Source organism: Methylacidiphilum caldifontis (assembly GCF_017310505.1).
Lineage (GTDB): Bacteria > Verrucomicrobiota > Verrucomicrobiia > Methylacidiphilales > Methylacidiphilaceae > Methylacidiphilum > Methylacidiphilum caldifontis.
Window position 1 is genome coordinate 86,412 of the sequence record NZ_CP065957.1, and the last position, 26,685, is coordinate 113,096.

29 protein-coding genes and 1 pseudogene are annotated in these 26,685 nt (G+C 41.1%); 23 read left to right on the forward strand and 7 right to left on the reverse strand.

Going from position 1 to position 26,685, the window contains the following annotated elements; translation table 11 throughout:
* Window positions 1-25: 25 nt before the first annotated feature.
* From IT6_RS00400 to IT6_RS00415, 4 genes are all read left to right on the forward strand, one after another.
* Window positions 26-325, forward strand: coding sequence for a DUF167 domain-containing protein (locus IT6_RS00400; protein ID WP_206826766.1), 300 nt, complete (start codon window positions 26-28; stop codon window positions 323-325).
* A complete protein-coding gene (locus tag IT6_RS00405) occupies window positions 322-1,185 on the forward strand; it encodes a PDZ domain-containing protein (protein ID WP_206826768.1) in 864 nt (287 codons plus the stop codon). Before IT6_RS00400 ends, IT6_RS00405 begins: the two co-directional genes overlap by 4 nt.
* A 180-nt stretch (window positions 1,186-1,365) precedes the next feature.
* Window positions 1,366-2,112: a hypothetical protein gene (locus IT6_RS00410; RefSeq protein ID WP_134440906.1), complete on the forward strand. Its 747-nt coding sequence runs from the start codon at window positions 1,366-1,368 to the stop codon at window positions 2,110-2,112.
* A 49-nt stretch (window positions 2,113-2,161) separates the two neighbouring features.
* Complete coding sequence (locus IT6_RS00415; protein WP_206826770.1) at window positions 2,162-2,410, forward strand: hypothetical protein; 249 nt, start codon at window positions 2,162-2,164, stop codon at window positions 2,408-2,410.
* 21 nt (window positions 2,411-2,431) lie between these two features.
* Here the strand turns inward: IT6_RS00415 and IT6_RS00420 are convergent, their stop codons facing one another.
* From IT6_RS00420 to ispE, 3 genes are read right to left on the reverse strand one after another with little or no spacing between them, the layout of a single operon-like run.
* Window positions 2,432-3,121 carry a radical SAM protein gene (locus IT6_RS00420; protein ID WP_242524245.1) on the reverse strand — a complete coding sequence of 230 codons (690 nt, stop codon included), beginning with the start codon at window positions 3,119-3,121 and terminating at the stop codon, window positions 2,432-2,434.
* A 60-nt stretch (window positions 3,122-3,181) separates the two neighbouring features.
* Window positions 3,182-4,363: an NAD(P)/FAD-dependent oxidoreductase gene (locus IT6_RS00425; protein WP_206826780.1), complete on the reverse strand. Its 1,182-nt coding sequence runs from the start codon at window positions 4,361-4,363 to the stop codon at window positions 3,182-3,184.
* A 57-nt stretch (window positions 4,364-4,420) separates the two neighbouring features.
* The gene (ispE, locus tag IT6_RS00430; protein ID WP_134440910.1) at window positions 4,421-5,287 is read right to left on the reverse strand and encodes a 4-(cytidine 5'-diphospho)-2-C-methyl-D-erythritol kinase; all 867 of its coding nucleotides are present in this window, start codon (window positions 5,285-5,287) and stop codon (window positions 4,421-4,423) included.
* On the opposite strand from ispE, the gene pyrF reads away from it, so the two are divergent.
* The 13 genes and pseudogenes from pyrF to IT6_RS00495 all read left to right on the forward strand — a co-directional run bounded on the left by pyrF (window position 5,286) and on the right by IT6_RS00495 (window position 16,787).
* Entirely contained in the window at window positions 5,286-5,978 is a 693-nt protein-coding gene (gene pyrF / locus IT6_RS00435) for an orotidine-5'-phosphate decarboxylase (RefSeq protein WP_134440911.1), read from the forward strand. The two genes, ispE and pyrF, sit on opposite strands and share 2 nt — an antisense overlap.
* Before the next feature lie 111 nt (window positions 5,979-6,089).
* Window positions 6,090-7,190, forward strand: a pseudogene (locus IT6_RS00440) (AAA family ATPase); the annotation flags it as partial.
* Between the two features lie 566 nt (window positions 7,191-7,756).
* Entirely contained in the window at window positions 7,757-9,304 is a 1,548-nt protein-coding gene (locus IT6_RS00445; protein WP_134440913.1) for a proteasome accessory factor PafA2 family protein, read from the forward strand.
* Between the two features lie 11 nt (window positions 9,305-9,315).
* The gene (locus IT6_RS00450; protein ID WP_242524246.1) at window positions 9,316-9,522 is read left to right on the forward strand and encodes a ubiquitin-like protein UBact; all 207 of its coding nucleotides are present in this window, start codon (window positions 9,316-9,318) and stop codon (window positions 9,520-9,522) included.
* Window positions 9,519-10,352, forward strand: a complete 834-nt coding sequence (locus IT6_RS00455) for a proteasome subunit alpha (protein ID WP_242524247.1) — start codon at window positions 9,519-9,521, stop codon at window positions 10,350-10,352. Before IT6_RS00450 ends, IT6_RS00455 begins: the two co-directional genes overlap by 4 nt.
* Before the next feature lie 292 nt (window positions 10,353-10,644).
* Window positions 10,645-11,400, forward strand: coding sequence for an Ntn hydrolase family protein (locus tag IT6_RS00460; protein ID WP_134440914.1), 756 nt, complete (start codon window positions 10,645-10,647; stop codon window positions 11,398-11,400).
* 65 nt (window positions 11,401-11,465) lie between these two features.
* Window positions 11,466-12,854 carry a proteasome accessory factor PafA2 family protein gene (locus IT6_RS00465; RefSeq protein ID WP_206826782.1) on the forward strand — a complete coding sequence of 463 codons (1,389 nt, stop codon included), beginning with the start codon at window positions 11,466-11,468 and terminating at the stop codon, window positions 12,852-12,854.
* A 13-nt stretch (window positions 12,855-12,867) separates the two neighbouring features.
* Window positions 12,868-14,178 carry a signal recognition particle protein gene (gene ffh / locus IT6_RS00470; RefSeq protein WP_206826784.1) on the forward strand — a complete coding sequence of 437 codons (1,311 nt, stop codon included), beginning with the start codon at window positions 12,868-12,870 and terminating at the stop codon, window positions 14,176-14,178.
* A gap of 111 nt (window positions 14,179-14,289) precedes the next feature.
* Window positions 14,290-14,556 carry a 30S ribosomal protein S16 gene (rpsP, locus tag IT6_RS00475; protein ID WP_134440917.1) on the forward strand — a complete coding sequence of 89 codons (267 nt, stop codon included), beginning with the start codon at window positions 14,290-14,292 and terminating at the stop codon, window positions 14,554-14,556.
* 70 nt (window positions 14,557-14,626) lie between these two features.
* On the forward strand, window positions 14,627-15,343 hold the full coding sequence (gene trmD, locus IT6_RS00480; RefSeq protein WP_134440918.1) for a tRNA (guanosine(37)-N1)-methyltransferase TrmD: 717 nt from the start codon (window positions 14,627-14,629) through the stop codon (window positions 15,341-15,343).
* A complete protein-coding gene (gene rplS, locus IT6_RS00485) occupies window positions 15,321-15,662 on the forward strand; it encodes a 50S ribosomal protein L19 (RefSeq protein WP_134440919.1) in 342 nt (113 codons plus the stop codon). Before trmD ends, rplS begins: the two co-directional genes overlap by 23 nt.
* A 47-nt stretch (window positions 15,663-15,709) precedes the next feature.
* A complete protein-coding gene (locus IT6_RS00490; RefSeq protein ID WP_206826786.1) occupies window positions 15,710-16,399 on the forward strand; it encodes a ribonuclease HII in 690 nt (229 codons plus the stop codon).
* The gene (locus IT6_RS00495) at window positions 16,389-16,787 is read left to right on the forward strand and encodes a YraN family protein (protein WP_206826788.1); all 399 of its coding nucleotides are present in this window, start codon (window positions 16,389-16,391) and stop codon (window positions 16,785-16,787) included. Before IT6_RS00490 ends, IT6_RS00495 begins: the two co-directional genes overlap by 11 nt.
* A gap of 149 nt (window positions 16,788-16,936) precedes the next feature.
* On the opposite strand, the gene IT6_RS00500 is transcribed toward IT6_RS00495, so the two are convergent.
* The 4 genes from IT6_RS00500 to rplU form a co-directional block, all read right to left on the reverse strand.
* Window positions 16,937-17,281 carry a TMEM14 family protein gene (locus tag IT6_RS00500; RefSeq protein WP_134440922.1) on the reverse strand — a complete coding sequence of 115 codons (345 nt, stop codon included), beginning with the start codon at window positions 17,279-17,281 and terminating at the stop codon, window positions 16,937-16,939.
* Window positions 17,282-17,302: 21 nt separating this feature from the next.
* Window positions 17,303-18,397: a GTPase ObgE gene (obgE, locus tag IT6_RS00505; protein WP_134440923.1), complete on the reverse strand. Its 1,095-nt coding sequence runs from the start codon at window positions 18,395-18,397 to the stop codon at window positions 17,303-17,305.
* Window positions 18,398-18,464: 67 nt separating this feature from the next.
* Window positions 18,465-18,719, reverse strand: a complete 255-nt coding sequence (rpmA, locus tag IT6_RS00510; RefSeq protein ID WP_134440924.1) for a 50S ribosomal protein L27 — start codon at window positions 18,717-18,719, stop codon at window positions 18,465-18,467.
* 15 nt (window positions 18,720-18,734) lie between these two features.
* Window positions 18,735-19,088, reverse strand: coding sequence for a 50S ribosomal protein L21 (rplU, locus tag IT6_RS00515; protein ID WP_206826789.1), 354 nt, complete (start codon window positions 19,086-19,088; stop codon window positions 18,735-18,737).
* Between the two features lie 200 nt (window positions 19,089-19,288).
* Between rplU and IT6_RS00520 the strand changes: the two genes are divergently transcribed.
* The 6 genes from IT6_RS00520 to tkt all read left to right on the forward strand — a co-directional run bounded on the left by IT6_RS00520 (window position 19,289) and on the right by tkt (window position 26,671).
* The gene (locus tag IT6_RS00520) at window positions 19,289-20,626 is read left to right on the forward strand and encodes a transaldolase family protein (RefSeq protein ID WP_206826792.1); all 1,338 of its coding nucleotides are present in this window, start codon (window positions 19,289-19,291) and stop codon (window positions 20,624-20,626) included.
* Between the two features lie 73 nt (window positions 20,627-20,699).
* Complete coding sequence (locus IT6_RS00525) at window positions 20,700-22,160, forward strand: form I ribulose bisphosphate carboxylase large subunit (RefSeq protein WP_206826795.1); 1,461 nt, start codon at window positions 20,700-20,702, stop codon at window positions 22,158-22,160.
* A 29-nt stretch (window positions 22,161-22,189) separates the two neighbouring features.
* Complete coding sequence (locus IT6_RS00530) at window positions 22,190-22,606, forward strand: ribulose bisphosphate carboxylase small subunit (RefSeq protein WP_206826797.1); 417 nt, start codon at window positions 22,190-22,192, stop codon at window positions 22,604-22,606.
* Between the two features lie 47 nt (window positions 22,607-22,653).
* On the forward strand, window positions 22,654-23,601 hold the full coding sequence (cbbX, locus tag IT6_RS00535; RefSeq protein ID WP_206826799.1) for a CbbX protein: 948 nt from the start codon (window positions 22,654-22,656) through the stop codon (window positions 23,599-23,601).
* Window positions 23,602-23,610: 9 nt separating this feature from the next.
* Window positions 23,611-24,633 carry a phosphoribulokinase gene (locus tag IT6_RS00540; protein WP_134440930.1) on the forward strand — a complete coding sequence of 341 codons (1,023 nt, stop codon included), beginning with the start codon at window positions 23,611-23,613 and terminating at the stop codon, window positions 24,631-24,633.
* Window positions 24,626-26,671, forward strand: a complete 2,046-nt coding sequence (tkt, locus tag IT6_RS00545) for a transketolase (protein ID WP_206826802.1) — start codon at window positions 24,626-24,628, stop codon at window positions 26,669-26,671. Before IT6_RS00540 ends, tkt begins: the two co-directional genes overlap by 8 nt.
* The last annotated feature ends 14 nt before the right edge of the window (window positions 26,672-26,685 follow it).

The following is a 26,685-nucleotide window of genomic DNA, read 5'->3' on the forward strand; positions in this document are numbered from 1 at the left end:
AGTAAAAAAGGAGTATCAATAGGCTATGAGTTCAGCTCGGATAAGGGTTAAAGTGGTGGCAAATGCAAAAAAGACAGAGCTTTGTGGCATGTATGAGGATGCCCTTAAAATCAAACTTGCTGCACCTCCAGTAGAAGGAAAAGCCAATGAAGCTTTGCTTTCCTTTCTGTCTTTACGACTGTCAGTGCCTAAGCGGTGTTTGCATATTGAAAAAGGAGAAAAAAACAGCAAAAAAATGATCGTTATCGAAGAATGGGCAAGGCAGAATAGTCCTCTTGAATGGCTTCTTAAAGAGTCCACTAGCCATAACGGACCATCAATATGAATGGATTTGGTCAACCGCATATACTCTTTTCTTCTTTTGCAAAAATATTTTTACTTTTTTCTTTGTTTATCTCGTTATCAGTTTCTCTCTTTTCTGCCCCAATGAAATTTGTTCCCGATCTTAAGCAATCTCAAATTTTTGCTGAAGACGAAAATGGGGTTCACCTGAAATATCCTATCATTATTAATCCCTACACGATCATTTCTCCAGATGCTTTATTGCGAGTGATCTATGTGAAGCCTGAGATGGAGCTTTTAACAACAGGTCTAACCCCTACGGAAAATGAAGGTCAAAAAAAAGGACTTGCTGAAGCAGCTTCTAGATCTACACCCGCTATGGAAACTGAACCCCAACAAGGGGCTTTTCGTGAAGAAACTCCCCAGCAAAAAGAAATGAAAATGATCCAGCAGACTGTTTGGAATACTGGATCAGTATTTTATCAGGCTTTCGATTTTCTTGATGCCGAGGATTTGAGGATAATCTATAAAGAAAAAAACAAGAAATCTTTATCCGACGAACCAATCAATTTCCCCGAAGGGATGGTTTTAGCTCAGATTGATTCCAAGGTGGTGATTATCGCTCTTGAAGAAAATGGCAATGGCTACCAATATGGACTTAAGGCTGGGGATCAGATTTTAGCCATTAATGATGTGGGAATTAATGGTAATCTTAGTGATCTGCTTTCTCTTTATAGAAAAGAAAAATTCGGGATAAGGAGGACAAGAAGTTCGTTAAAATTTCTTGTGGAAAGAAACGGAGAGAATTCTCCTATAGAAGTGAGCATTCCTCTCCCTCCTTCTTTGCAGGGCAGTATCCTAGATGAACCTATTGTTACTGAACCTACTCGTAAGAAACATTAAGAATTTTTAATTTTTTTTAGTAAAAAAATTTTTTTTTATGACCAGAGGTTTTTTATGCAAATTGGAATATTGACAGCTAATCCTAATAATGGCATAAAAGCGATCACGACTAGAAGAGGAGAAAACATGCGAAAAAGAGAACATTACTTCTTGTAATTAACCCTTAAAGGTTTCTTTTCCATGTTTATCGGTCGGTTATTATCTATAATTCTGTTGGGTGGGGTAACTGTTTCAGCAGTTTTTGGGTGGCTCATAGTAAAGCAAAAAAATCAGTTCAAAACTGAATATGTTCGGACTTCAGAGGAGTTGAAAAAAACCAGCGAACAACTTGAAGAATCCAAAGTCTTGTTGGAAAGAACGACAAAGCACCTGGAAGAAGTCAAAGCTGAACTTGCTCAAGAAAAAGAGAGAGCCCAAAAACTGGATAGCGATCTTAAAGAGACTCAAAGTCAACTTGCTGATCTCCAGCAAAAATCGGCGAACAACTCTTCTCTTGTAGACCAGCATAAATCTGAAATTGATACGCTTACTGCTAAACTTGAGGAAGAAAAGAAAGCAAACCAGGAAGCTTCTGAGAAAATAGAAAACCTAGTCAAAGAAAAATTGGCTTTAGAAGACAGTTTAGCAAAGGCGACTAATGAATTGAACAGGTTAAGGCAAGCTTCTCCAGCAGTTGCTCGAGCGGTATCGATGAAAACGGGGATTAGGGGAAAAATCGTTTCGGTTAATAGAAACTGGAATTTTGTTGTTTTGAACATTGGAGAAAAGGATGGGTTGGTTGAAAACGGTGAGCTTCAAGTCTTTAGAAACAAACAATTTTTAGGGAAAATTAAAATTGTTTCTACCGAGCCATCTACCGCTGTGGCGGACATCGTTATGGATTCTTTAAAGGGAAACATTCAACCCGGTGATGATGTTATTAATTAAATAAAAAAAACTTTTGCTTTATTGATAAAAAAAGAAAAAATGATCTTCTATGAAAACTAAAATGATCTATCTGGTTGGTTTAATGTATCTTTTTGCTATTGTAGGCTTTGGAGGAGGATGTGCTTCAACCTCTTCCAGTTCGAGCTCGCCTCAGGCTTCTCAGAATTCTTCTAGTTCTAAGAAAAAGAAGAATAATCAGGAAAATGTCACTTCTATGCCTTGGAATACCCCTCCATCTTGGCAACAGAATGGGCAGGCGGGTGCTTACATGGGAGGGATGCCTGGAGCAGGATATTAAATGGATGGGATAAAACTATTTTTATACCCCTCGCATTGAGGGATCCCATATGTATTTATGGATCTGAAGACCAAGTCTAACCTTTAGTTTGTCCTCTAAGATCCATTGGGAAAGAACTTGAGGTTCCAATTCTCCAAATACAGGGGAAAAGCTAACCGCTTTGATTTTTTCAATCCAAACTTTCTCTTCCACAAGCTTGGTCTTTGCCCATTCGTAATCTTTCCTGTCTGCAATCACAAATTTCAATTCATCCCTTTCACCTAGTTTTTTGAGATTGGCCAATAGGTTATGTTCGCTTTGGCCACTTGAAGGACATTTTAAATCGACGATGCGATGCACTCTGGGATCCACATTGTCTATGGGCAGTGAACCACTTGTTTCCAGGAGGACTTCATATCCTAGGTCACAGAGAAAGCTTAACAGATAGAGGATATTTTTTTGAAGAAGGGGTTCTCCGCCCGTAATTTCTACAAGAGGAACGGAATAGGCTTTGATCTGATCTAGAATAGTCGCTATCGACATGAGTTTTCCTCCTGAGAAAGCATAAGTTGTATCGCACCAGCGACATCTTAAATTACAGCCAGTCAGTCTGACAAATGAACAGGGATAACCTGCAAAGGTGCTTTCTCCCTGGATGCTTAGGAATATTTCGTTGACAAGAAGTTTTAGCTCAAGGATTTCTTGAACACTTAAGTATGCTACCGTGCTCATTCCCAGAAAAAACATAAGCCAGGGGGAAAATTAAGCAACCCAAAGAAGATCATTAAAACACTATGAAATAGAGAGCTTAGAAGCGAGTAGATGAGGATCAGGGCTAGGAGCTTCATTCAAGAGTTGTCTGGCTTCGGGAAGTTTACCAGCTAAATTCCAGAGGAGTATTCCTAAGAGTTTTGAACCATTATGGTAGTAAAGCACCCCCTTGGACTGGTCAGTGTTCCAGAAAGGGATAACAGCTAGGTTACCATCAGCAAGGCCGACGCTTTCATAGGAAAAAGAAAAAAAGTCCGAGTAAAAAGAAGGAATATGGTTATATACTTGCGGATGGCCTGCCATAGCTTTTCCTGCATAATCACCCATTTTCCTCGCATTGTCTTCATGTTCGACCCGCATCCATAAGCCAAGCTGAGGATTGTAAAAATTGGCAACATCACCCGCCGCATAAATATCTTCAATGTTTGTTTGAAGCTGTTCGTTAACAATGATGCCATTTTCAGTTTTTATTCCTGCCTCTTTGGCTAGTTCCACATTGGGTATAATTCCAAGACCAGCAATGACGCAGTCAAAAGCCAGTTCTTTCCCAGCAGAGGTGAGGATGATCTGCTTGTTTTTTTCTTTTCTATAGCCTACAACCGATTGGTTGGGAAAGAGGTTTATCCCTTTTTGTTCGAAATAGTTATTGAGCCGCAGGGAGAGCTCAGAAGGGAAAATTCTTCGACCTATTCCCTCTTCCAAAAAAATCATCGAAACTTTCTTACCTAAAGCAGATAAGCATGAAGTGATTTCGGTTCCAATGAATCCTCCACCAATAACTCCAAAGCTTTCGGCTGACGCCACGATTTCTTTAAGCTTATAATAATCGGCTAAATCACGATAATAAATGATTTCTTGATCTGTAAAGGGCAATGTTCTTGGTCTTCCTCCAGTGGCGATAAGGAGTTTTTCAAAACTAAAAGTTCGGCCTTTATCCGTCAGCACCCTTTTTTGTGCAATATCCAAAGAAACCGCTTTTTCCCCCAGGATCACATCAGCCTTCTTAGACTCGGTTCGACACCATATTCTGTCTACAGGTCTACCTTTCCATAGCCCTTTTGTAAGGGGAGGACGCAGATAGGGAGGATAGGGTTCTTGGCAGAGTACGCCAATGGCTTTTTCATTGTCAATGCTTCGTATTGAACTGACAGCTGCATGGGCTGTCATGCCTCCGCCAATGATTAAATAGGGATAATGGCTCATTACTCTATTTTGAAAGGGGGAAAAAAAATATCAAAACATTTTTTATATAGGAAAACTTTAGAACCGCTCGAGTATTGTAAAGGAGCGTATCCAGCAATCGGATCCCAAATGGGCTTGAGCATGTTGGATAACCTTTTTCATAAAGAGCGGATCTTCTTTGTCAAAAAGGGCAAAGATTGAACTGCCACTACCGCTCATCAAACACAGTGCAGGGTCAAACTGATTTTGAAGCCAATTTTTAACCGTAGGCAACCAGAGATACTTGGAAAATACAGGTTCTTCAAGGTCGTTGAGAGGTTGATCGATTTCATGAGTCAAAGAGGAGCTAATAAGACCTTTTTGGCGGAATTCCGCATAGGTTTTATAAGCCCATGGAGTACTAACAGGAAAGCCTGGATAGATTAAAAGACCCTGGGTTGGATAGGGAAGGGGGAGGGCTACAGAATTAAGGATTTCTCCGCGTCCAGTGCATAAGGCGGGTTTTCTGAAAAGAAAGAAAGGCACATCACTGCCGAGCTGAGCCGCTAAACGAAAAAGATTGTCCATGCTATCTTCTATGGAGAGCAGCGTTTTCAAAGAAGTGAGGACGGCAGCTGCATCACTACTCCCTCCTCCAAGACCTGCTCCGGGGGGAATAATCTTGGTAAGCTTTATCCTCAAGCCTATTTTCAGCTTATAATGGGATAAAAAAAGGAGAGCAGCTTTAAGTGCAAGATTTGAGGAGTCCTTGGGAACGTCAAAATCCCCAGTTGTTTCGAACTCTATGCCCTTAGGGAGAAGCTCGATTTCGATCTTATCCCCAATAGATATTGGAGCCATCAGTGTGCGAAGTTCATGATATCCATCTTTTCTTTTTTCTAGAATGCGAAGTCCTAGATTGATTTTTGCTGGAGCAAAGCTATTAATATAATTTAAAGTACTCATGTATTTAAAACCGATAGTAGCTCTGGATCTATCTGAACCTTCCGAAGCTCTTCAACTTGTTTCACTTTTAAGGCCGCAAATTGATTTTTTCAAGGTAGGTAGTCAGCTTTTCTTGGCTGGAGGAGCCGACGTAGTAAGAAAAATCATCGACAGTGGTGCTGATGTATTTCTTGATCTTAAATTTCACGATATTCCCAAAACTGTTTTTAGAGCTGTCCGTGAAGCTGTCAAGCTTAAAGTAAAATTTACGACCGTTCATATCTTTGGAGGGCGTGCGATGCTTAAGGAAGCCCTTGAAGCTGCTTCAGGAAGTTATACAGAGGTTCTAGGGGTAACGGTTCTTACGAGCATGGATAGCTCTGAGTTGGAGAGCCTAGGTGTTGTCCATCCCTTGGAAGAAGAGGTTTTGTTATTGACCCGGTTGGCTTTGGATGCAGGGCTTAGGGGAATAGTCTGTTCAGGTCGAGAACTGCCTGCTTTAAGTAAAATGGAAAAAAGAGCATCGATTGTTGTGGTTCCTGGTATTCGATGGAAAGGAACGGCTCATTATGATCAAAAAAGGACAATAGAGCCAAAGGAGGCCAAACAGTGGGGAGCAACCCATATTGTTGTGGGTAGACCCTTATTGGATGCCGTCGATAAAGTAGGATTGGTGCGAAAATTGCTTTGTGAATTAAATGAGATAAATTGATGAGAAAAGTGAGAGAAGAAAAAAATAACTTTTTTGCATGGATTCAAAACAGTGGGTATTGTTTGAAACATGGCGAAAAAACCAAAAGGCAACGCAATGAGGGATGAGGCTATGACTTTTGATAAACTTGATTCGCTGTCAACATTACAAATTGTTGATCTTTTAGGGAAATCATTGATTAATGATGCTTATAGCAGGGAAGCCTTTTTCTATTTAAGAAAAAGGGTAGGAGATCTTGAAGAGACATGCGAGAAAGCAAGAGAAGCAATAGAAAAGCTTAATGAAGCTGTGGATAAACTGTCCTCACCGGCTAATCGTGTGGGGACACTATTAGACCTCCCTAAAAGCGATGTTGGACTGGTAGCTCAAGGAGGCTCAGAATTTTTTTGTTTAATTGATCCGCGATTAAAGGGAGAGACGCTTCTCATCGGGACCAGGGTTTTGTTAAACGAAGCCTATGCTATTGTGGGCGATCTTGGTTTTGATGCTTCGGGCATTATTGTGAAGATTCTAGATGTTCTTCCTGACAACCGGTTAAGGATAAGTCATGAGGGTAGTTTTGGAAATTTCATTGTGATTCGTTCTTCACCATTGATGAAAGAACGGCTAAAACCTGGTTTGGAAATTAGGTTAGATCCCTCTCATCGTGTGGCGATCGAGGTTGTAAAATCAACCAAGACCTCTTCAAAAGTTCTCGAAAGGGTACCTGAACTTCCTTGGGAGAAAGTGGGGGGACAAAAGCAGGCGATTGAAGCGATCAAAGATGCTGTGGAACTTCCCTTTCTTTATGCCGATATTTTTGCTAAGTACAAGCATAACGTACCTAAAGGATTTCTGCTTTATGGCCCTCCAGGTTGTGGTAAGACTCTTATTGGCAAAGCTACCGCTTACAACCTGACTAAGAAGCTGCGTGAGAAGACGGGTGAAGATAGACGAGAATATTTCATGCATATCAAGGGTCCTGAGATCCTCAACATGTGGGTAGGTGAGTCGGAAAGGCAGGTCAGGGAAATTTTTGAACAAGCCAGGGAACTTTCCAAAGAAGATTATATTCCTTTTATTTTTATCGACGAGGCCGAATCGATTTTAGGCACACGGAGAGCGGGTAGGTTCAATAGCATTTTAAATACGCTTGTACCGATGTTTTGTGCAGAAATGGATGGTATCGAATCGATGAGGCAGGCGGTCATTATCCTGGCTTCGAATAGAGCTGATTTAATCGATCCGGCAATTCTTAGGCCAGGAAGAATAGATAGGAAAATCAAGGTCAATAGACCGGGCAAAGAAGAAGCCAAAGAGATCTTCCGCATCTATTTGACCGAAGATTTGCCCTATGAATCTGCTCTTGTGGAGCAGTTTGGAGGGGATATTAAAAAGGTTGTAGACTTTCTTGTAGAAAAGGTTGTCGAGGAACAGTATGCCCGCAGCGACCATAATCAATTTCTTGAGGTTACTTTGAGAAGCGGAAGAAGAGAATACCTATATAGGGGTGATCTGAATAGTGGAGCTATCATCGCTTCAGTTGTAGAAAGAGCTAAGAGCATGGCGATAAAAAGAACAATTGCTGATCCTTCTCAGGGTGGCATAAAACTTGAAGACCTGCTTTGTGCTCTTGAAGAGGAGTATCTTGAAAATGATATATTTCCTCCGACAGATATTACAGAGGATTGGTTGAAGCTTGTCGATTATGACCCACAGAATGTGGTCAAGCTTTCTCCGATTATGCCTCGCAAAAAAGGAGTTTCTGCTGTAGTGTAGTAAGGAGTGTTTTGAGTCTTATGGAAAAAAAGAGGCTTATGCCCTGGTCAGTGTATTTTGGGTTGGAAACTGAGTTTGGCATTTCTGTTTTAGAAAATGCCGATATCGATGTCGTTGAAGAATCGATCCATCTTGTACGTTCGGCATCCCAATTGGGCAGTCCAAACCTTTGGGATTATACGAAAGAAGATCCTCATCAGGATGCCAGAGGGTTCAGGGCTAAGGAGTTGCGACAGGATGAGGATGAGGCTAATTTTTTCTCTCAGGATCGACAGCGTCCTTACAGTTTTGAAGAGATAAAAAGCGATTTTGTTCTGCGCAACGGAGCTAGGCTTTATAACGATCATACCCATCCGGAATATTCAACAGCGGAATGTTCAACATTGATTGAACTGGTTGCCCAAGACAAAGCGGGAGAGAGGATATTGGAAGAATGTGCCAAAGCGGCCAGCAAAAAAAGACATCATACCGTCTGTATGTATAAGAATAATACAGACTTTGCTGGTCACAGTTATGGCTGTCATGAAAACTACCTTATTCCTCGGTTAATACCCTGGGATAGACTCGTTGAGGGTATGCTTCCCTTTTTAATTACCCGGCAAATTTATGCAGGTGCTGGGAAGCTTGGATGGGAAAGAGAAGATCATGGGATGCCGGGGGGTTATCAGATATCCCAGCGAGCCGATTTTTTTACAGAACTCGTCGGGATCGATACCATGAACCGTCGGCCTATCATTAATACCCGGGATGAACCTCATGCTAATCCCAAGCTCTATAGGAGATTTCATGTGATCCTGGGGGATGCGAATCTATCAGAGTTTTCTACTTGGCTTAAAGTGGGTTCAACGGCTCTTGTGCTGGAAGCTCTGCAATACGAAAGAATCCCTAAGAAGTTCTTTTTGGCTGATCCTTTGTTTGCACATCGGAGCATATCACGGGATCAGAAATTCCGGTGGGAAATTGAACTTGCCCAGGGTGGAAGGACCACAGCTATTGAATTGCAGCACGAATATGCAGATTGGGTAGCCCGGTATGTGGATCTCGATCACCCCGAAAAGGAAAAAGTTTGGAAGTCATGGAAAGAGACTCTTGACAAGCTGCTTAAAGATCCCTATGCATTAAAAGACAGGCTTGATTGGATGGCAAAGTTCTGGTTACTTCAGACTTTTAAAGAAGATCAAAACCTCTCCTGGGAAGATCCCTGGCTTCAAAGCTTGGATCTAGAGTATCACCTTGTTGATAGAAACCGTGGCCTCTTTTATGCTTTAGAATCAGCGGGAGATATCATCCGTGTTACGACCGATGAGGATATATGCCAAGCTATACAGCAACCTCCTTCCTCTTCCCGGGCATTTATTCGAGGGAAGTTCATACAGCGGTTTTCAAAAGATCTCATCAATGTTCAGTGGGATTATATTGCATTTAGGTTTTGTGGTCAGAGCTATCGGTTAGATCTTGCTTCAGCCTTTCCGGGAGTCGATCTTGAAACTTATTGTGAAGTGATTGATAAAGCAAAGAATGTGGGAGATGTTGTGAGGAACTTGAATTTAAAACCGATGGGAAATTAATTTTTGTTAAAATGAAAAAAAAGGAGGTAACTATGCTCATGACTGAGCAAGGACAAAAAAACAAGCAGATGATTCCTTCTCCTGGTCCTGGTGGAGGTAGTGGTCCTGGACCTCAAGCTCCAAAGGTAGAAAAACCCAATACGGAGGAAATCCTTAAACGGATGCGCAAGGTTGACCCCGATCAGGCGCGCCGCTACAGGCAGAGGACTGGAGAGTGAATGAAATAATTCAAAAGGGGATTGATCCTCTCCCTATAATTGGGGACAAGTGGAGTTTGAATGGGGATTTTATCTCCTTGCTAAAGGAGAAAGGATTGACTTGTACCATTCCTAGGGTTATGGACAGTCCTCCAAAATCCCTATCAACAACTCCCTGCATTGAGTCAACAACGATTCTTGCTTTTTATTATAGGGATGGAGTCATCGTTGCTGGGGATAGAAGGGCTACAGCGGGCAATTTGGTTATTCATGAAAGAGCAGAAAAAGTCATTTCTATTGACCGAAATACTATTTTAGCTGTAGCAGGAACACCGGCCACGGCTTTTGAGATAGCTCGTGTTCTTCAACATTCCTTTGAGTTTTATAGAAGAAGCCAGCTTCAACCTCTCAGTGTGGCTGCCAAAGTAAGAATGGTGAGCAAGCTCCTTAAAGACAATTTAGCGTTGTCCCTACAGGGTATCGGTATCGTTATACCTCTGCTTGCCTTGAGTGATCCCTTTGGTAAGGAAAAACCAACAATCTATTTTTATGATGCCTTGGGAGCTCAGTTTCAGACGGTGGATTTTGCAGTTTCAGGTTCTGGTTCTCCTGCTGTCCGAAGTATTCTACAATATATTAATAGGTGGAGTGGAAAACCGACGGTAGAAAGAGAAGAGGAAGAGTCTATACAACTTGCACTTCAACTTCTTGACATTGCTGCAGAATCGGATACAGCAACAGGGGGAGTCAATCGAAGGACTAAAATTTATCCCCAGGTCAAACTTTTGAAAGAAAGTGGAGTTGTTTCTGTTCCGGAGGAAAAATTAGAACAATTATTTAAAAGCACCTAAAAGAACAGATCCATTTCCTTGGTCGTTTCAAATTCCAATTTTTTCTAGAACTGAGAAAAAAAGAATGGATAAGACTTTTTTCTCTCTGTATAAGTTGGTTTTCCTTAGGTGTTGATGTTGATTTTTTGTTCGTCTTGTGAAGAAGAAAAATAAGTTTTTTGCTTTTTAAATTTAAAATCATAGAAATTTCATGGTATGCCCTCTTTCTCTTTTGTATTTTTGAGAGGCAACATTAAAGTGTTTTATTCTCTGGTCAATAAGATAAGCTTAATAAGGAAAAGGAGTAAAAATTGTGATTGAAGAGCCATACCGTTGGCTTGAAGCCATTTCGAATCGAAGGGAATATATTGAAGATCAGCTCGGTGGGGCTGCTCCAGTCGTGCTGGTTAATGGAGAGCCGGGTATAGTTATTGCGACAAAAAAAGCGGGTACCCCCAAGATATATGAAATCTATGATCATCTGGCTATGGGCTGTCTTGGTCATCCTGCCGATATGGAAAAGATCAGGCAGTCGGCTATAGAGGTCGCTCACTTAGAGGGTTTTACTCGTTCTAGGCAAGATGTTTCGGCTCGGAGGATCGTTGCTTATAGTTTAGCTGTTGCACTCAAAAATGCTTTTGAACAGATTTTTTCTGCTCCTTTTCTTTTTCGGTGTTTGTTCATTGAACTCGGGGAGAGGATTGAAAAAGATGAAGGTTGGACAGTGGATTATGACGGCAGCTATATAACAACTTCAGGAAGAGAGTTGTCGAGGGGACTGCTAATTAGTGGCAAAAAGGAGGTTATGGAGAAATTTATCAAGGAAAGAGAGGCTTTAAAGCTTCAAGAATTTAAAACCCTTAAGGAAATGGTTGAGTATGCGATAAAACTCATATTATGGGCTTCTGAGCTATTGACTTCTCATGAATCTTTAGATGCGGTTATAAATCGATCCTTCAAAGAAATCTTATCTGGCTCTGCTCAATCTGACTTCGAAGTCGTATTTTTGGATAGAACTTTATATGAGCAGCAGAGTTTTACTGCCCTTGGACCTGAAATGTGGAGTTGAATGAACAAGATTAAAAAAGAGAATTGTAAGGAATTAATTTTTGGAATAGAGGATTGAAATTTCCGATGAGACGTATAGTTGGCATAGAAACGGAGTATGGATGTCTTTTTAACCAGGGAACTGAGTTATTATCTGTACCCGAGCAAGTTAAAGATTATCTTATTCTAGAAAAAAAAATAGGGCTAATCGATATCCATGATAGGGATTACGATGAGCCGGCAGGGAACGGGGGTTTTCTTTTCAATGGCGGAAGGCTTTATATTGACATGGGCCATGTTGAGTATTGTACATCGGAGTGCAAGAATTTAGCTGACCTTGTTGCTTCAGATTATGCCGGAGAAAAATTGCTCCAAATGGCTCTGGATGAAATGGGGCTGAGTACAAAGGTATCGTTTATTAAGAATAATATTGATCACTATACAGGGGCGACGTTTGGCTGTCATGAAAATTACTTGATCCACCGTAATGCGCCGTTGACTCAGGAGAACGTGGATTCATTACTTGCTTTTTTAGCTATAAGGGGATTGATGGTAGGCAGTGGGCGTGTAGGTAGTGTGTTAACATCAAGGAAATACAATAAAAAAGAGGAGAAAACAGTCCCTTTTCAGATCATGCAGCGTGCGGATTATATCCAGACAGAAATTTATGAATGGGTTCAATTCAACAGGGCTTTGATTAATGCAAGGGACGAGCCGCTGAGTGATCCTTGTCGGTTTCGCAGGCTTCATCTTCTGCTTGGCGATTCGAATATACTGCCCTTTTCACAAGCTCTCAAAGTGGGATCAACAGCTCTTGTTTTGGATCTGCTCGAATGTCGAAAATTGCCTCGAATCGCATTTGCTGACCCTGTTAAAACCATGAGACAGGTTTCCCATGCAGCGAGCCCGGATTGCTTGGTTGAACTGGCTAACGGTAGGAAATGGTCTCCAGTAGAGGTTTTATCAGAGTATTTTCTTCAAGCCCAGCAATTGGATGAAAAAGATGAAGATGCTCATTGGATTTTGGGAGCTTGGGAAGAAGTACTTGAAGGCCTTTCTGGAAACCAGGAGAAACTTATTGGCAAAATAGATTGGATAACCAAAAAATTTCTCCTGGAGTCCTTTTGCCTGAAAGAAAACATCGCATGGGACGATCCCTGGCTAGATAGCCTTGACTTGGAGTATCATCAAATTAATAGGAAAAAGAACTTTGTTTGGCTTCTTCCTAATACTAGTTATGAGGACCTGAAACTACCAGGCTGGCCAAAGACCAATTTTATAGCGGATCCTCCTCGAAATACGCGGGCTTATGTCCGCAGCCTTCTAATGAAACAACTTGCTAAAGAAAAGGTTTCCTATGTTATCGATTGGGATTATGTTCAAATAGGCAATTCTACGTTTTATTCCTTGGATGATCCTTTTGCTTCGGTTTTGCCGAAAACCTCTAAGAGAGCTTTTTTTGATACTATAATATAAATGGGTAAGGGTTATGTTAGAACTTTTGCAGCAAAAATTACAGTCCCTCTTTAAAAATCTTAGAGGATATGGGAAGCTCAGCGAGGAGAATATCTCTGGAGCGATAAGAGAAATAAGGCTAGCTCTATTAGCCTCTGATGTTCACATCCAGGTTGTCAAAGAGATATGCGAAGAAGTAAAACAAAAAGCTTTAGGGACGAAAGTGTTGGAGAGCATTCGACCTGGAGATCAATTTATAAAGATTTTTCATGACGAGCTCATCGAGTATCTTGCTGCAGATAAAACGGGGCTTTGTTCAAGCCGTCCTCTGAAGATATTGCTGTGTGGTTTAAATGGATCGGGAAAAACAACGACAGCCGCAAAACTCGCTTTGTGGTGTAAAAAAAATCGAGAAAGGGTTGGTTTGGTTGCTGCGGATCTAACAAGACCTGCGGCGATCGAGCAACTTTCAAAACTTGCTTCTTTAGTGGGCATTACTGTTTATGCACCTAAAGAATCCGAAAGGCTTGATGATTTTCTTATAAGGGTTGACTCCCAGTCTGTACAAGATAGGCTCTCTGTAATCATATATGATACTGCCGGTAGGTTGGACCTTGATGAAGAACTTTTGGAAGAATTACGTTATCTCCATGAGCTTGTTTGTCCCCAGGAAGTGTTGATCGTTATTGATTCAGCCACAGGACAAAAAGGGGTTGATGTGGTGAGGGCTTTTAAGGAAAAGATTCCTCTTACAGGATTGATTCTTTCAAAATTTGATGGTGATGCTCGAGGAGGAGCAGCTTTTTCTGTGAAAAAGGTAACGGGTGTTCCCATTCTTTTTATGGGAACAGGAGAGAAGATAGAATCGTTAGAAGTTTTTCGGCCGGAAAGGTTAGTGGATAGATTGTTTGGATTTGGAGATATTGTTTCTTTGGTCGAAAAGGTAGAAGCTCAAGTCAAGGAAGAATCAATTGCTGAAATCGAAAAGAAGATCCGTTCCAAGCAGTTTGGCCTGGATGATTTTCTTGTCCAGATGCGGATGCTCAAAAAGCTCGGTCCCCTAGAACAACTTTTTTCCTATCTGCCTCAGTTTCCCGGAAAAGGGCAAATGACGATTGATGATAAAAAGTTAAAGAGAATTGAAGCCATTGTGCTTTCAATGACTCCTGAGGAAAGAAAAAATCCGGATATTATAAATGGAAAAAGAAAACTTAGGATATCCCGGGGGAGTGGTACAACAGTGGCTGAAATTAACGAATTTTTGAAAAGATTTGATGCTGTACGTAAAATGATCAAAAAGTTTTCCACCAAAGAGGGATTTAAACTGCCCTTTTTTAAAAACTAAAGCTTGTTTTTTATCTTTTCAGTTATAAGGTTTTTATTTTGCGTTATTGAAAATAAGTTTTAATCGGGTTAATTATTGAAGTTTTTAACTTTTATAAGGAATAGAGGCTTTATGGCTGTAGTAATAAGATTACGACGAGAAGGAAAAAAAGGTAGACCAATTTATCGCATTGTCGTTGCTGATAAACGATGTCCTGCAAACGGAAAGTATATTGAAGAGGTGGGATTTTATGACCCCATGATAGAAGATCCTACTAGCTATCGTTTAAAATTTGATCGCGTGGATTACTGGCTAAAACAAGGAGCAAAACCCACCGAAACGGTAAGTCATATTGTAAAAAAAGTTTCACAATTAGTAGCCAAGGAAAATAAGCCTTAAGAAAAACGCTGATCGTCAGTCATGGTGGGATATTATAAAGAAAAAGGGATAATCGTTTTTTATCTGGAAAGTGAGAATCGATGTTATAACTCTTTGTCCTCGGATAATTATAGCGGCCATGGAAGAAGGCATTCTTAAACAAGCTGTAAAGAAGGGGATACTGGAACTTTTTGTGCACCAGCTTAGGGATTATGCTCATGACAAGCACAAGACAGTTGATGACAGACCCTATGGAGGGGGCCCTGGGATGGTTTTAAAATGCGAACCTATTTTTGAAGCGATCGAGTCGATAGGTTATAGCAAGGATAAAGATACGGTTATCTTCCCTTCGCCTTCGGGAATAAAATTTAGCCAACAGTTAGCCAAGGATTTGAGCAAGTGCAGTCGGCTGATTTTTATTTGTGGGCAATATGAAGGGGTTGATCAACGTGTGATTGACCATCTTGTTAACCTAGAGATAGGTATTGGAGATTATATATTAAGTAATGGAACGATCGGCGCACTGGTTATTATAGATAGTGTAGTGAGGTTGATTCCAGGTGTATTAGGTAACCTGGATTCAATTGTGAATGAGTCCTTCGAAGATTTTTTACTGGAAGGACCTCAATATACTCGACCAAGAAAATTTAGGGATTGGGAGGTACCCGAGATTCTGTTGTCGGGAAATCATAAACAGATACTTTTATGGAGAAAACGGCTTTCTGAGGAAAAGACAGAAAAATTACGCAAAGACCTTTGGGAAGCTAGAAAAAAGGAGAGCGGATATGAACCTCATCGAAAAAATTGAATCGACGCAACTTAGAAAAGATATTCCTTCTTTTGCACAGGGAGATTATGTAACGGTTATGACTAGGGTTGTTGAAGGTGAAAAGGAAAGGATCCAGTCATTTTCTGGAATAGTGATTAGTAGGAAGGGAAGAGGAATTAATGAATCTTTCATCGTCAGAAAGATCAGCTATGGTGAGGGAATCGAAAGGAATTTCAAATTACACTCTCCATTTATCGAAAAGATTATCGTTGAAAATAAGGCTCCGAAAGTAAGGAGAGCTAAGCTTTATTATCTGCGAAAACAAAAAGGCAAAGAAGCGATGCTTGGCATGAAATAAGAAAAAAGCAGGCTATCATTTTTCTGCAGGCATGGTGGTGCCTACGGATGAATCCTCTTGATCTTTCTTTTGAGAAGAAACTCTATGAAAAGGGCTATCAAGTTATCGCGGGTATAGATGAAGTAGGCAGAGGGGCGTTGGCAGGACCTGTTGTAGCGGCAGCCGTCATTCTGCCTTCTGATTTACCCTTTAATAAATATTTAAAAGACTCTAAGGCGCTCGAAGAAAAAAAAAGGGAACAGATCGTTTGTTGGTTTATTACAGAAGTAAAGATAAAATTTGGCCTTGGGTTTTCTACCGTCGAAGAGATCGAAAAGCTCAATATCCATAAGGCTTGCCTTTTGGCTATGAGAAGGGCGATTTTCTCTCTGGAAGAAAGACCGGATATTCTCCTTATAGATGGAATCTGGAGCCCACCTGGTATTTCTATTCCCTCCCAAGCCATAGTGAAGGGAGATGCAAAGGTGGCTTCTATCGCTGCTGCCTCTTTAATCGCGAAAGTCAGCAGGGATTCCTGGATGATTAAACTAGGTTCTCTTTATCCGGTGTATGGATGGGAAAAAAACAAAGGTTATGGAACAGCCAGTCATTTTGAAGCTTTGAAAATAAATGGCCTTAGTCCTTATCACAGGAAGTCTTTTTTGGTTAAAAGATCTTTTTCTAAACAAACGTTAACCGATGAAATGGAGTTTTTTTCTAAAGAGACTAAAGAGAATAACACTTACCATGAATCCTAATCTTGAACATGTTCTTGTAGATAGACAGGGCCAAAAACTAGCAGCTCTTTTTCTCCGAAAGTTGGGTTATAAAATATTACTGAAAAATGTAAGGGTTAAAGGTTACGACTTGGATCTGGTATGTAGAGACAAAGAAAGGCTTGTTTTTGTTGGAGTTAACAGTCGCAGTTCCTTAGGGTATGGTTTTACACAGGGAACGATAGATAGTCAAAAGAGAAGAAATATGGTTGCTGCTGCATATGCCTACCTCGATCTGCTTAAAAAGCCCGGTTGTGTTTATCAGTTTGATGTTGTCGAAGTTTTATTTTTGAAAGCCGCACGACCCAAAATCACCCATTATCCTAATGCCTTTGGCTTGGGGGAAATGAAATCAGATTGTTTTATTTGAAAAAATTCCCTCCCTATGAACAGGTAAAAAATTGATATTTTTTAGGGCTAACAGTGACTGAATCCAGAAAAGAACACCCCCTTTTACCATTCCCTATCATCCTCATCTGCGTGGCCTAAGAACTGCCAATGAGGTATCTACGCTTTATGCTAACGGATCGTATAGAGATATCCCACAATAAACAGGGATAAAAAGAGCATTACAGAAAGAAGAGAAGCAACGAACAATTTGCTTTTATTACCTGATGCCACGAGTTTCCATGAAATAACTGCTCTCCAAAGAAGCATGGCACTAAAAAGAAGGATAAGAATAAGAGCAAGATTAAAGACAAGGGGGATTTTGGAAAAAAGCCCAAGTATTATGCTCAGTAACCCCATTCCTCCTCCACTGAAGAGAGAAGTCTTGGCTTTCTTAGGATTGGATAGATATCCTACAACTCCAAGCAAAATCAGGGCAACACCGTAAGCAATTAAACCAAAAGCTGACTTGTCCATCGAGATAGATTTTATAACCTTTTAAGGGATAAACAATTTTTCTTGAAGTAGCAATTGGTTTTTTTTTGCCCATTCAACCCTCTGGCGACATTTATTAAGGAAGGGCTCTATGCCTCTGCCTTCGAGGGCTGATATAGGTAATAAAGATAACCTCGTCCTTTTTTTGAAATCCATAGTCTTCTGCTTCAAGCTCTCAGAGCTAATCAAATCTACTTTGTTGCCCACCGTAATAAATGGTTTTTTAAGAAGCGCTTTATTGTATTTTTTAAGTTCTCCTCTCAGGACATAGAATACACTGACCGGATCTAAAAGTGGATCAGCCAGATCAAGAACATAAACGAGCATGCGAGACCTTTCGATGTGTCTAAGAAAATAAAATCCAAGACCTTTTCCTTGATGAGCTCCCTCAATAAGACCGGGTATATCGGCAAAAGAAATCCTAAAACCATCATCAAAACTAACAATACCAACATAAGGTCTGAGGGTAGTGAAGGGATAAGGAGCGGTTTTGGGCTTGGCCTGCGAAAGCTGTCCAAGAAGCGTTGATTTGCCTGAGTTAGGTAACCCCACAAAACCGACGTCAGCAATTGTTTTTAGTTCTAGGAGGAACTGTCCTGATTGTCCTTCTTCTCCTTCTTCGCAGTAACGCGGTGCCTGATTGGTAGAGCTTCGAAATTGAAAATTTCCTCTTCCCCCTCTGCCTCCTTTACAGAGAATGAAGCGGGTTGCCGGTTCAATAAGTTCAACCACTTTTCTCATCGAATCTCCCGGTTTGGGAATGGGCAGGAGATCTCGACATGAATTGAAAAGGGTGCTCGTATCGAGCTGATAGACAACAACTCCAGGCGGTACTTCTAATTCAAGGTCTTTCCCATCCCGACCTTTTCTTTTTTGGCCCTTTCCCTGTTGACCATCTTCGGCAAACTGATGAGGAGAATAAAGCAAGTGGGAGAGGTCAGATAATTGAGGATTAACTGTTAAAACTACATCGCCTCCTTTACCGCCATCTCCACCATCGGGTCCACCAAAAGGACGAAAAGCTTCCCGACAAAAACTAATACATCCTTTGCCACCTTTTCCAGCTTTAGCCAATATCCGAACGTAATCTGTAAACATGTCTTAAAAAAAAATATATCCAGAAGGGTGGAAAAGGGAAAAAATGCTAAAGAAAGAAGCTTTTCGATTAAGAAGGGCTTAGAGGTTTTACGTGAACAAGCCGTCTTTTCCCATCCCATTCTACTTGTCCATTAACAAGAGAATAAAGAGTAAAATCTCTGCCCATGCCCACATTCTTGCCAGCTTTAAATTTTGTTCCCCTTTGCCTTAGAAGAATATTACCCGCTTCAACCTTTTCTCCACTATATTTCTTGATACCTAATCTTTTACTATGGCTATCTCTACCGTTTCTTGTGCTGCCTTGGCCTTTTTTATGTGCCATAAAAGACTTCTCCCTTTATGAGTTAGAGGTTAATTCGTTGGAATCTGTTGGTGCATTGATTTTTTTCACTTTAACCTGCATGAGTTTTTGTCTATGTCCAACGGTTCGGTGATAACCCTTCCTGCGCTTATACTTGAAGGCGATGACTTTTGGAGCTTTTGTTTTAGAAAGACACTCCAGTTCAACTGAAGCTCCATGAACAAAGGGTTTGCCTATATGACTCCATTTTACTTCACCCACATAAAGAACTTCTTCTATTTTCAATGTGTTACTTTCCCTGATTTGGCTTTCTAAAGGCAATTCAATGTTTAATTCGTCGCCTTCTGCTATCCAGTATTGTTTTCCTCCAGTCTGAAAAATCGCTTTCATATTTAAAAGTTAGGAAGGGATTAATTAATAAGATATTCGCAATAAAATCAAATAAAAAACTCAGCTTTGAAATATATTCTTTTTGACCAGTCCATCAAAAAAATTATCTATTTTCCATTCAAAATAATTAGATTAAAATTATTAATGGTCAATTTTCAGCATTTTTTAATTATTTTTCTTATTTATTTATAGGATGACTTATGAAAATCAACTTTAATGATCTGATTACACCTTTGGAACAAACAGTCTTGGAAATTATAGGGAAAGGGCGTGGGAAAAACAGGCCACAAAAAGAAGTTCACTATCAATCCCATCCTCTTTTGCAAGCACTTAAGAAGGCTGCAACCATCCATATTTATGTGGATAGTGCCGATTTTCAAGAGTTAGATGACTTAATTGTCACTGAAGAAAAGGACAGGCTCATTTATAATGAAGAAATAGATGGGAATACGACCAATCAACCGTTAGTGGCTAAAGTTTTTAACCGGTATTTTGATGCAAAAACCGAAGATAAAATAGCCGATTGGATAAGGCATTTAAAAGAAAGTGCTCCTTCGTTAAGTCTTCAGGATATAGTCACCATTCTTTATACGATTATCAATGGGAGAATTGGTATAGAAACCACTGAAAGATACGGCTGTGGTAGAGGATGGGAAATTAGCCTAGAACTACATACCGAGCTTGCTGCCAGTCTTGAGAATTCCTTTAAGGCAGCATGGTGTCTTTCTCAAAGTAACCCTCGGGCTTTTGTCAAGGTTCCTTTTACCCCTCATTATCCCCACTGCTTTTTAATTGCTAGAGAACTCGAGAAAGCTGGAATAGCGGTCAACTTTACTGCTACATTTTCAGCAAGACAGGTCGTTGCGGCTTCACTTCTTGCTAATCCGCACCGGAGTAATGTTTTTATTGGTCGATTAAGCCAAGGTTTACAGTCCGACCTGCTGGGAGAACACGTTGTATTAGAAGCTCAAAGACAGCTAAGTAGACTCAGGAAAAAACATGGACTAAAAACTCTCAATATTGTAGCAAGCATGCGACGTTGGCAGACATTTGCTTTGACTGCAGGCTGTGACGTTTATACTTCTCCTTACAGAGTGCTTAAAGATTTCCTGGTCCAGAAAGAAATGCCTGCCGAAGAGATTACTTCAAAATTAGAGCAAACCTACATGGACCAGCTGTATTTGAAAGACGAGCTGATCAGTAAAATAGGGGAAAAACAGATCTATCGGCTTTTCGTAGTTGAGCCGGAGTTTATCGAATTTTTAATTACATTGAGAAATTCTGCTGAGTTTGAAAACATGGATGGAGAAGGGCTACAAAAGAGTTTTGAAAAAGCGGGATTTGGGGATTTCTTTTATGCTCCCACGGCACAGGAATGGACAGAATTAAAAAAAGGGAAACTTCCCGATTTAAATTCTCAGTTGACAAAAAAAATTTCAATGGATACACTTTTTAGCCTTTTAGCCATAGGTGACTTTTCTAACTTTCAGAATAAGATGGATACTGAAGCGATAAAAATAGTAGAAAAATCTTTGTGAAATGTTATGATTGGCTTTTTTCTTTTGATTGAGTATTCTTAAAAATATAAAAGATGTAAAAAAGGAGTTAAAAATGGTGATCGCAGCAGATGGAAAAGCAAAAGAAAAAAAAAGCAGGTGGTCCGCAGGCGTTACCCCTTATGCTGAAATGGGTTATTACAATGCCGATTATGTTCCCAAAGATACAGATATTCTTGCCGCTTTCCGGTTTGTTCCCCAAGAAGGTGTAGAACCCATTGAAGCTGGGGCAGCCGTTGCAGGAGAATCTTCGACAGCAACCTGGACAGTAGTATGGACAGACAGGCTGACCGCTTACGAACATTATCAAGGAAAGTGTTTTCGAGTCGAGCAAGTTCCAGGAACTAATCAATATATTGCTTTTATTGCCTACGACCTTGATCTTTTCGAAGAGGGCTCCATAGCCAACATGTCTTCGTCTATCATTGGTAATGTTTTTGGCTTTAAGGCTCTTAGATCTCTGAGGCTTGAGGATTTGAGGATTCCCCCCCACTACGTAAAAACTTTTCAGGGGCCGGCTCACGGAATAATGATGGAGAGGGAGTATCTCAATAAATATGGAAGGCCACTGCTGGGTGCGACTGTAAAACCCAAGCTGGGCCTGTCCGCCAAGAATTATGGTAGGGTTGTCTATGAGGCTTTACGGGGAGGTCTTGATTTTACTAAGGATGACGAAAATATTAATAGCCAGCCTTTTATGCGTTGGAGGGATAGGTGGCTTTTCTGTATGGAGGCCGTCAATAAAGCGATGGCAGAAACAGGGGAAATTAAAGGTCATTACCTGAATGTCACTGCTGCGACCATGGAAGAGATGTATGAGAGAGCTGATTTTGCCAAAGAGCTGGGTAGTGTAATCATTATGGTGGACTTAACGGCTGGCTTTACGGCAATTCAGTCGATGGCGAAGTGGTGCAGGAAAAATGGGGTCTTGCTCCACCTTCATCGGGCAGGACACAGTACTTACACAAGGCAAAAGACTCATGGAGTTAACTTTAGAGTGATTGCCAAATGGATGCGTCTTGCCGGAGTGGATCATATCCATGCCGGAACTGTTGTCGGCAAGCTTGAAGGTGATCTGCATTCTGTCCAGGGTTACTACAAAACTTTAAGAACCCAATACACGGAAGCTGATCCCATGCTCGGTCTTTATTTTGAACAGGATTGGGCTTCGATGCCTGGAGTGATGCCCGTAGCCTCGGGTGGAATCCATGCGGGTCAAATGCACCTGCTTTTGAGTTACTTAGGAGAAGACACAATTCTGCAATTTGGAGGTGGAACGATTGGGCATCCTGATGGCATTGCAGCGGGAGCTACAGCAAATCGAGTGGCTGTGGAAGTCATGGTTCAAGCAAGAAACGAGGGTAAAGACATACTTAGGGAAGGGCCCGAAATCTTGCAGAAAGCATGCCGGTGGAGCCCCGCTTTGGCTAAAGCCATTGAAACATGGAAAGATGTAAGCTTTGAATTTGAATCGACAGATGTTCCAGATGCTGTGGCGATGCCAACGTTGGTATAGAATAAACTCAAAGAACAAAGGAAACGATTATGAGAATAACTCAGGGTACTTTTTCCTACCTTCCTGATTTGACGGATGAAGAAATTGCCGCTCAGGTTCAATACATTATCGACAATGGGTGGGCAGTAATGATCGAATACACCGATAACCCACATCCTAGACATACCTACTGGGATATGTGGGGAATGCCCGTTTTTGATATTAAAGATCCTGCAGCGGTCATGCATGAGTTCAATGAATGCCGGAAGGCTTTCCCCAACCGTTATATTCGCATTAGCGGTTATAACCGTCAGCAGGGATACCAGACTACGATGATCAGCTTTATTTGTCATCGTCCAAAAGAAGAACCCGGTTTTGAACTCGAAAGAATCGAGTGGGAGGACAGACAACAGAAATATCGGCTTAGGCCCTATTCGACAGATAAGCCTAAGGGACAACGCTATTAATTGGTATTGTTTTGTCCCGTAATGATAACCCAATAACGGATAAAGAGATGGAGGTTCAGCAAAAAGAAGCTTTATCATTAAACGAGACAAACGATGCTTCATTTGTTGATGTGGATGAACAGCTCAATCAGTTTCGCATCGATGATGTATTGAATGATCTAGAAAAGGAGTTGATCGGTCTTAAACCTGTTAAACAAAGGGTAAAAGAGATTGCTTCTTTTCTCATGGTTCAGAGGCTACGGGAACTTGCGGGAGTTGTTACTGAACCTCCTTCTCTCCATATGTCTTTTACGGGCCCACCTGGTACGGGAAAAACAACGGTGGCGATGAAGATGGGTAAAATATTACATAGGTTGGGCTATGTAAGAAAAGGCCATCTGATCACAGCTACTCGGGAAGACCTTGTAGGGCAGTATGTTGGACATACCGCTCCTAAAACAAAAGAAGTGATTAAAAGAGCTATGGGTGGGGTTCTTTTTATCGATGAGGCTTATGCTTTGTATCGACCCGAAAGTGAAAGAGATTATGGCCAGGAAGCGATTGAAATTCTTTTACAAGCGATGGAAAATAACCGAAAAGATCTGGTGGTCATATTTGCTGGATACCAAGATAGAATGGAACTGTTTTTTCAGATGAATCCAGGTCTGCGGTCAAGAATAACGCATCACATCCAGTTTCCGAGCTATACTTATGAGGAACTTCTAGCCATTGCCGAGCTGATGCTTAAGCAACAGATGTACTACTTTGATGAAGAGTCCCGAAAAGCTTTTGAAGAATATTTAAAGTTGCGGATGCAACAGCCTCTTTTTGCTAATGCCCGCAGTGTCAGAAATGCGATTGATCGATTTAAACTTCGTCAGGCGGCTCGTTTGATTCAAAAAGGAGGAAAAATTCCTGCAAGCGAGTTAATGAGAATAGATCTAAGCGATATCAAACAGAGTAGAGTCTTTCAAGAAGCCCAACTTAAAACCGAAAAAGAAGAAATCAAATCATGATTTAATGCTATGCGACGACCTATAATGCTTGGAATCGTTGGAGATAGTGCTGCGGGTAAGTCCACTTTAACCGGTGGACTCGTCAATTTATTGGGGGCTGATCGTGTCACTCATATCTGTACGGATGATTATCATAAATACGATCGGAAAGAAAGAGCCCAGATAGGCATAACCGCTTTGCATCCGGATTGCAACTATCTGGATATCATGGAACAACATCTTGAACGCCTTCATTATGGCTTACCGATTTTAAAGCCTGTATATGATCATTCCAATGGCTCGCTTGTGCGACCTGAATATATAATGCCTAAGGAATTTATCATTGTGGAAGGGCTTCTTGGTTTTTATACCCGAGTCATGCGTCAGTTTTATGACGTCAAGGTATATTTGAATCCTCCTGAAGAGTTGCGAAGAGTTTGGAAAATAAAAAGGGATACCACTAAGCGGGGTTATACCCGTGAACAAGTTTTAGACGAACTGATTAAAAGGGAACCTGATTCAGAAGCCTATATACGGCCTCAAAGGGAGTTTGCAGATATCATTGTGACCTTTTATCCTCAAAAAGGGGTGGATCCCGAAAAAATCGACGGTCATTTAAACACCAGACTTGTTTTACGGCCAACAATCCCTCATCCCGATTTTTCTTATCTTATTGATAATCGTGCAGAAAATCATGGAATACGGCTTGAGTTAGGCCGTGATATGGGTAAACCGGTAGATATATTAGAAATCGATGGCAATGTCCCCGAAGAAGAAGCTCTCAGGTTAGAAAAAACGATTTGGAGTCATCTTCCCAAGGGAGTTCCCCCTTTGAATCTTGATCGGCTGGGAAGGTACTTAGATAGAAACGAGATTAAACATAGCCATCCTTTGGCTTTGACTCAGTTGCTCTTAGCCTATCATCTTTTAAGAGCTTACGACGAAAACGCAACCATTCCTTTTGCGCCTCCCGTTGATGCCCTTTCCCGAATTAGAAGACAAAGGGAGTTAAGCCAAAAGGAAATTAACATGGAGATCAAACGCAATGACTAAGATGACGGATATTTCAGAGCAGGATTTGCTTAAGGACTCGAGATTAGAACAACTAGCTGTCAATGTCATCCGTGGATTGTCAATGGATGCGGTTCAGAAAGCTAATTCTGGACATCCCGGAACGCCTATGGGCCTTGCTGATGCAGCGGTTATCCTTTGGACAAGATTTTTGTCTTTTGATCCTGAAGATCCGCAGTGGCCGGATCGAGATCGATTTGTTCTTTCCTGTGGGCATGCTTCTATGCTGCTTTACAGCTTGCTTTTTTTGTGTGGGTTTGATGTTTCCTTAGAAGATCTCAAAAATTTCAGGCAATTTGGATCCAAGACAGCGGGACATCCTGAATACGGACATGCTCCAGGAGTTGAGACGACAACGGGTCCTTTGGGGCAAGGAATAGCTAATGCGGTGGGTATGGCCTTAGCTGAGAGGATATTGGCTAGCCGTTACAATAAGCCTGGATTTGAGCTTTTTAACCATTGGACTTATGTATTTGCAAGCGATGGGGATCTCATGGAAGGAATATCCCATGAGTGTTGTTCATTGGCCGGACACTTAGGGCTAGGGAAGTTGATCGTTCTCTATGATGATAACGGTATAACGATCGATGGTTCTACTTCATTAGCTTACAGCGACAATGTTAAAGAGAGGTTTCTTTCCTATGGATGGGAAGTTCAGCAAATTTATGGCAATGATCGTAAACAAGTAGAAGAAGCTTTTGCAAAAGCAAAGTCGACTGTAGATAGGCCTCATATGATCATTGCCAAAACCCATATTGGCTATGGTAGCCCTCATAAACAGGATACAGAGAAAGCTCATGGAGAGCCTCTTGGGGCAGAAGAGGTGAAATTGACCAAGGAAAAATTAGGATTACCTACTGATATTGAGTTCTTCGTACCTGAAGAGGTAATTCAATATTTTCGTGTTTTTACTCTAAAAGGCAAACGTAAGAGATATGAGTGGCTAGAGCTCTTCAAGAAATATTCTCTTCAATATCCTCAAGAAGCGGAGAGTTTGAATAAAGCTTTAAGAAATGAACTTGCTGAGGGTTGGCAGGATCAGCTACCTACCTTTCCATTGGATAAAGCTATTGCTACCCGAGCAGCTTCGGGAGCTGTTATAAATTCCATTTTCTCCAAAATTGATTCTCTTATTGGTGGATCTGCGGACCTTACCCCTTCTAATAATACCCGGCCAAAGGAAGTAGTCGATATAACTAGAGGGAAATTTTCAGGAAGATATATCCATTATGGAGTGAGGGAACATGCCATGGCCTCCATAATGAGTGGAATGGCTTTACACAAGGGGATAAGACCCTATGGGGGAACTTTTCTTATCTTTTCGGATTATATGAGACCCACCATGCGGCTTGCTGCAATGATGAAACTGCCTGTGATTTATATTTTTACTCATGACAGCATCGGTCTAGGTGAAGATGGACCGACTCATCAACCTGTTGAACAGCTAACCGCATTGCGAGCAATACCGAACATGACCGTTTTTAGACCCTGTGATGCCACAGAAACGGTTGAGGGCTGGAAAGTAGCATTGGCCAGAAAAGATGGACCGACTTCTTTGATCCTTACTCGGCAGGCTTTACCGGTACTCGATCGTTCTAAATATGCACCGAGTATAGGAGCTTTACGTGGGGCTTACGTGATCGCCGATGCCCCTCAGTTTCAAGTTATCATTATTGGAACAGGATCTGAAGTCCATATCGCTCTTGAAGCCCAAAAATTGTTGGCTGAAAGGAATATTCCTGCTCGGGTAGTTTCTATGCCATCCTGGGATCTTTTTTCTAACCAATCTTCTCAATATAAAGAGGAGGTTCTTCCTTCGAACATTCGTGCTAGGGTAGCTGTGGAAGCGGGTGCCACTCTTGCTTGGGCTAAATGGGTTGGACTAGAAGGTGAAATTGTTGGGCTTGATCATTTCGGTGCCTCTGCTCCTTACAAGATAATTTACCAAAAATTTGGAATTACTCCCGAAAAGGTTGTAGAAGCAGCTATCCGCTCTCTTGAGCGTCAAAAAAGGCAGTAGCCTCTATTAATATT

Bases quoted from the DNA above. Each gene is read 5' to 3' on its own strand.
- IT6_RS00400 (WP_206826766.1), top strand. From the start codon at position 26: ATGAGTTCAGCTCGGATAAGGGTTAAAGTGGTGGCAAATGCAAAAAAG.
- IT6_RS00405 (WP_206826768.1), top strand. From the start codon at position 322: ATGAATGGATTTGGTCAACCGCATATACTCTTTTCTTCTTTTGCAAAA.
- IT6_RS00410 (WP_134440906.1), top strand. From the start codon at position 1,366: ATGTTTATCGGTCGGTTATTATCTATAATTCTGTTGGGTGGGGTAACT.
- IT6_RS00415 (WP_206826770.1), top strand. From the start codon at position 2,162: ATGAAAACTAAAATGATCTATCTGGTTGGTTTAATGTATCTTTTTGCT.
- IT6_RS00420 (WP_242524245.1), bottom strand. From the start codon at position 3,121: ATGAGCACGGTAGCATACTTAAGTGTTCAAGAAATCCTTGAGCTAAAA.
- IT6_RS00425 (WP_206826780.1), bottom strand. From the start codon at position 4,363: ATGAGCCATTATCCCTATTTAATCATTGGCGGAGGCATGACAGCCCAT.
- pyrF (WP_134440911.1), top strand. From the start codon at position 5,286: ATGTATTTAAAACCGATAGTAGCTCTGGATCTATCTGAACCTTCCGAA.
- ispE (WP_134440910.1), bottom strand. From the start codon at position 5,287: ATGAGTACTTTAAATTATATTAATAGCTTTGCTCCAGCAAAAATCAAT.
- IT6_RS00445 (WP_134440913.1), top strand. From the start codon at position 7,757: ATGGAAAAAAAGAGGCTTATGCCCTGGTCAGTGTATTTTGGGTTGGAA.
- IT6_RS00450 (WP_242524246.1), top strand. From the start codon at position 9,316: ATGAAAAAAAAGGAGGTAACTATGCTCATGACTGAGCAAGGACAAAAA.
- IT6_RS00465 (WP_206826782.1), top strand. From the start codon at position 11,466: ATGAGACGTATAGTTGGCATAGAAACGGAGTATGGATGTCTTTTTAAC.
- ffh (WP_206826784.1), top strand. From the start codon at position 12,868: ATGTTAGAACTTTTGCAGCAAAAATTACAGTCCCTCTTTAAAAATCTT.
- rpsP (WP_134440917.1), top strand. From the start codon at position 14,290: ATGGCTGTAGTAATAAGATTACGACGAGAAGGAAAAAAAGGTAGACCA.
- rplS (WP_134440919.1), top strand. From the start codon at position 15,321: ATGAACCTCATCGAAAAAATTGAATCGACGCAACTTAGAAAAGATATT.
- IT6_RS00490 (WP_206826786.1), top strand. From the start codon at position 15,710: ATGAATCCTCTTGATCTTTCTTTTGAGAAGAAACTCTATGAAAAGGGC.
- IT6_RS00495 (WP_206826788.1), top strand. From the start codon at position 16,389: ATGAATCCTAATCTTGAACATGTTCTTGTAGATAGACAGGGCCAAAAA.
- IT6_RS00500 (WP_134440922.1), bottom strand. From the start codon at position 17,281: ATGGACAAGTCAGCTTTTGGTTTAATTGCTTACGGTGTTGCCCTGATT.
- obgE (WP_134440923.1), bottom strand. From the start codon at position 18,397: ATGTTTACAGATTACGTTCGGATATTGGCTAAAGCTGGAAAAGGTGGC.
- rpmA (WP_134440924.1), bottom strand. From the start codon at position 18,719: ATGGCACATAAAAAAGGCCAAGGCAGCACAAGAAACGGTAGAGATAGC.
- rplU (WP_206826789.1), bottom strand. From the start codon at position 19,088: ATGAAAGCGATTTTTCAGACTGGAGGAAAACAATACTGGATAGCAGAA.
- IT6_RS00520 (WP_206826792.1), top strand. From the start codon at position 19,289: ATGAAAATCAACTTTAATGATCTGATTACACCTTTGGAACAAACAGTC.
- IT6_RS00525 (WP_206826795.1), top strand. From the start codon at position 20,700: ATGGTGATCGCAGCAGATGGAAAAGCAAAAGAAAAAAAAAGCAGGTGG.
- IT6_RS00530 (WP_206826797.1), top strand. From the start codon at position 22,190: ATGAGAATAACTCAGGGTACTTTTTCCTACCTTCCTGATTTGACGGAT.
- cbbX (WP_206826799.1), top strand. From the start codon at position 22,654: ATGGAGGTTCAGCAAAAAGAAGCTTTATCATTAAACGAGACAAACGAT.
- IT6_RS00540 (WP_134440930.1), top strand. From the start codon at position 23,611: ATGCGACGACCTATAATGCTTGGAATCGTTGGAGATAGTGCTGCGGGT.
- tkt (WP_206826802.1), top strand. From the start codon at position 24,626: ATGACTAAGATGACGGATATTTCAGAGCAGGATTTGCTTAAGGACTCG.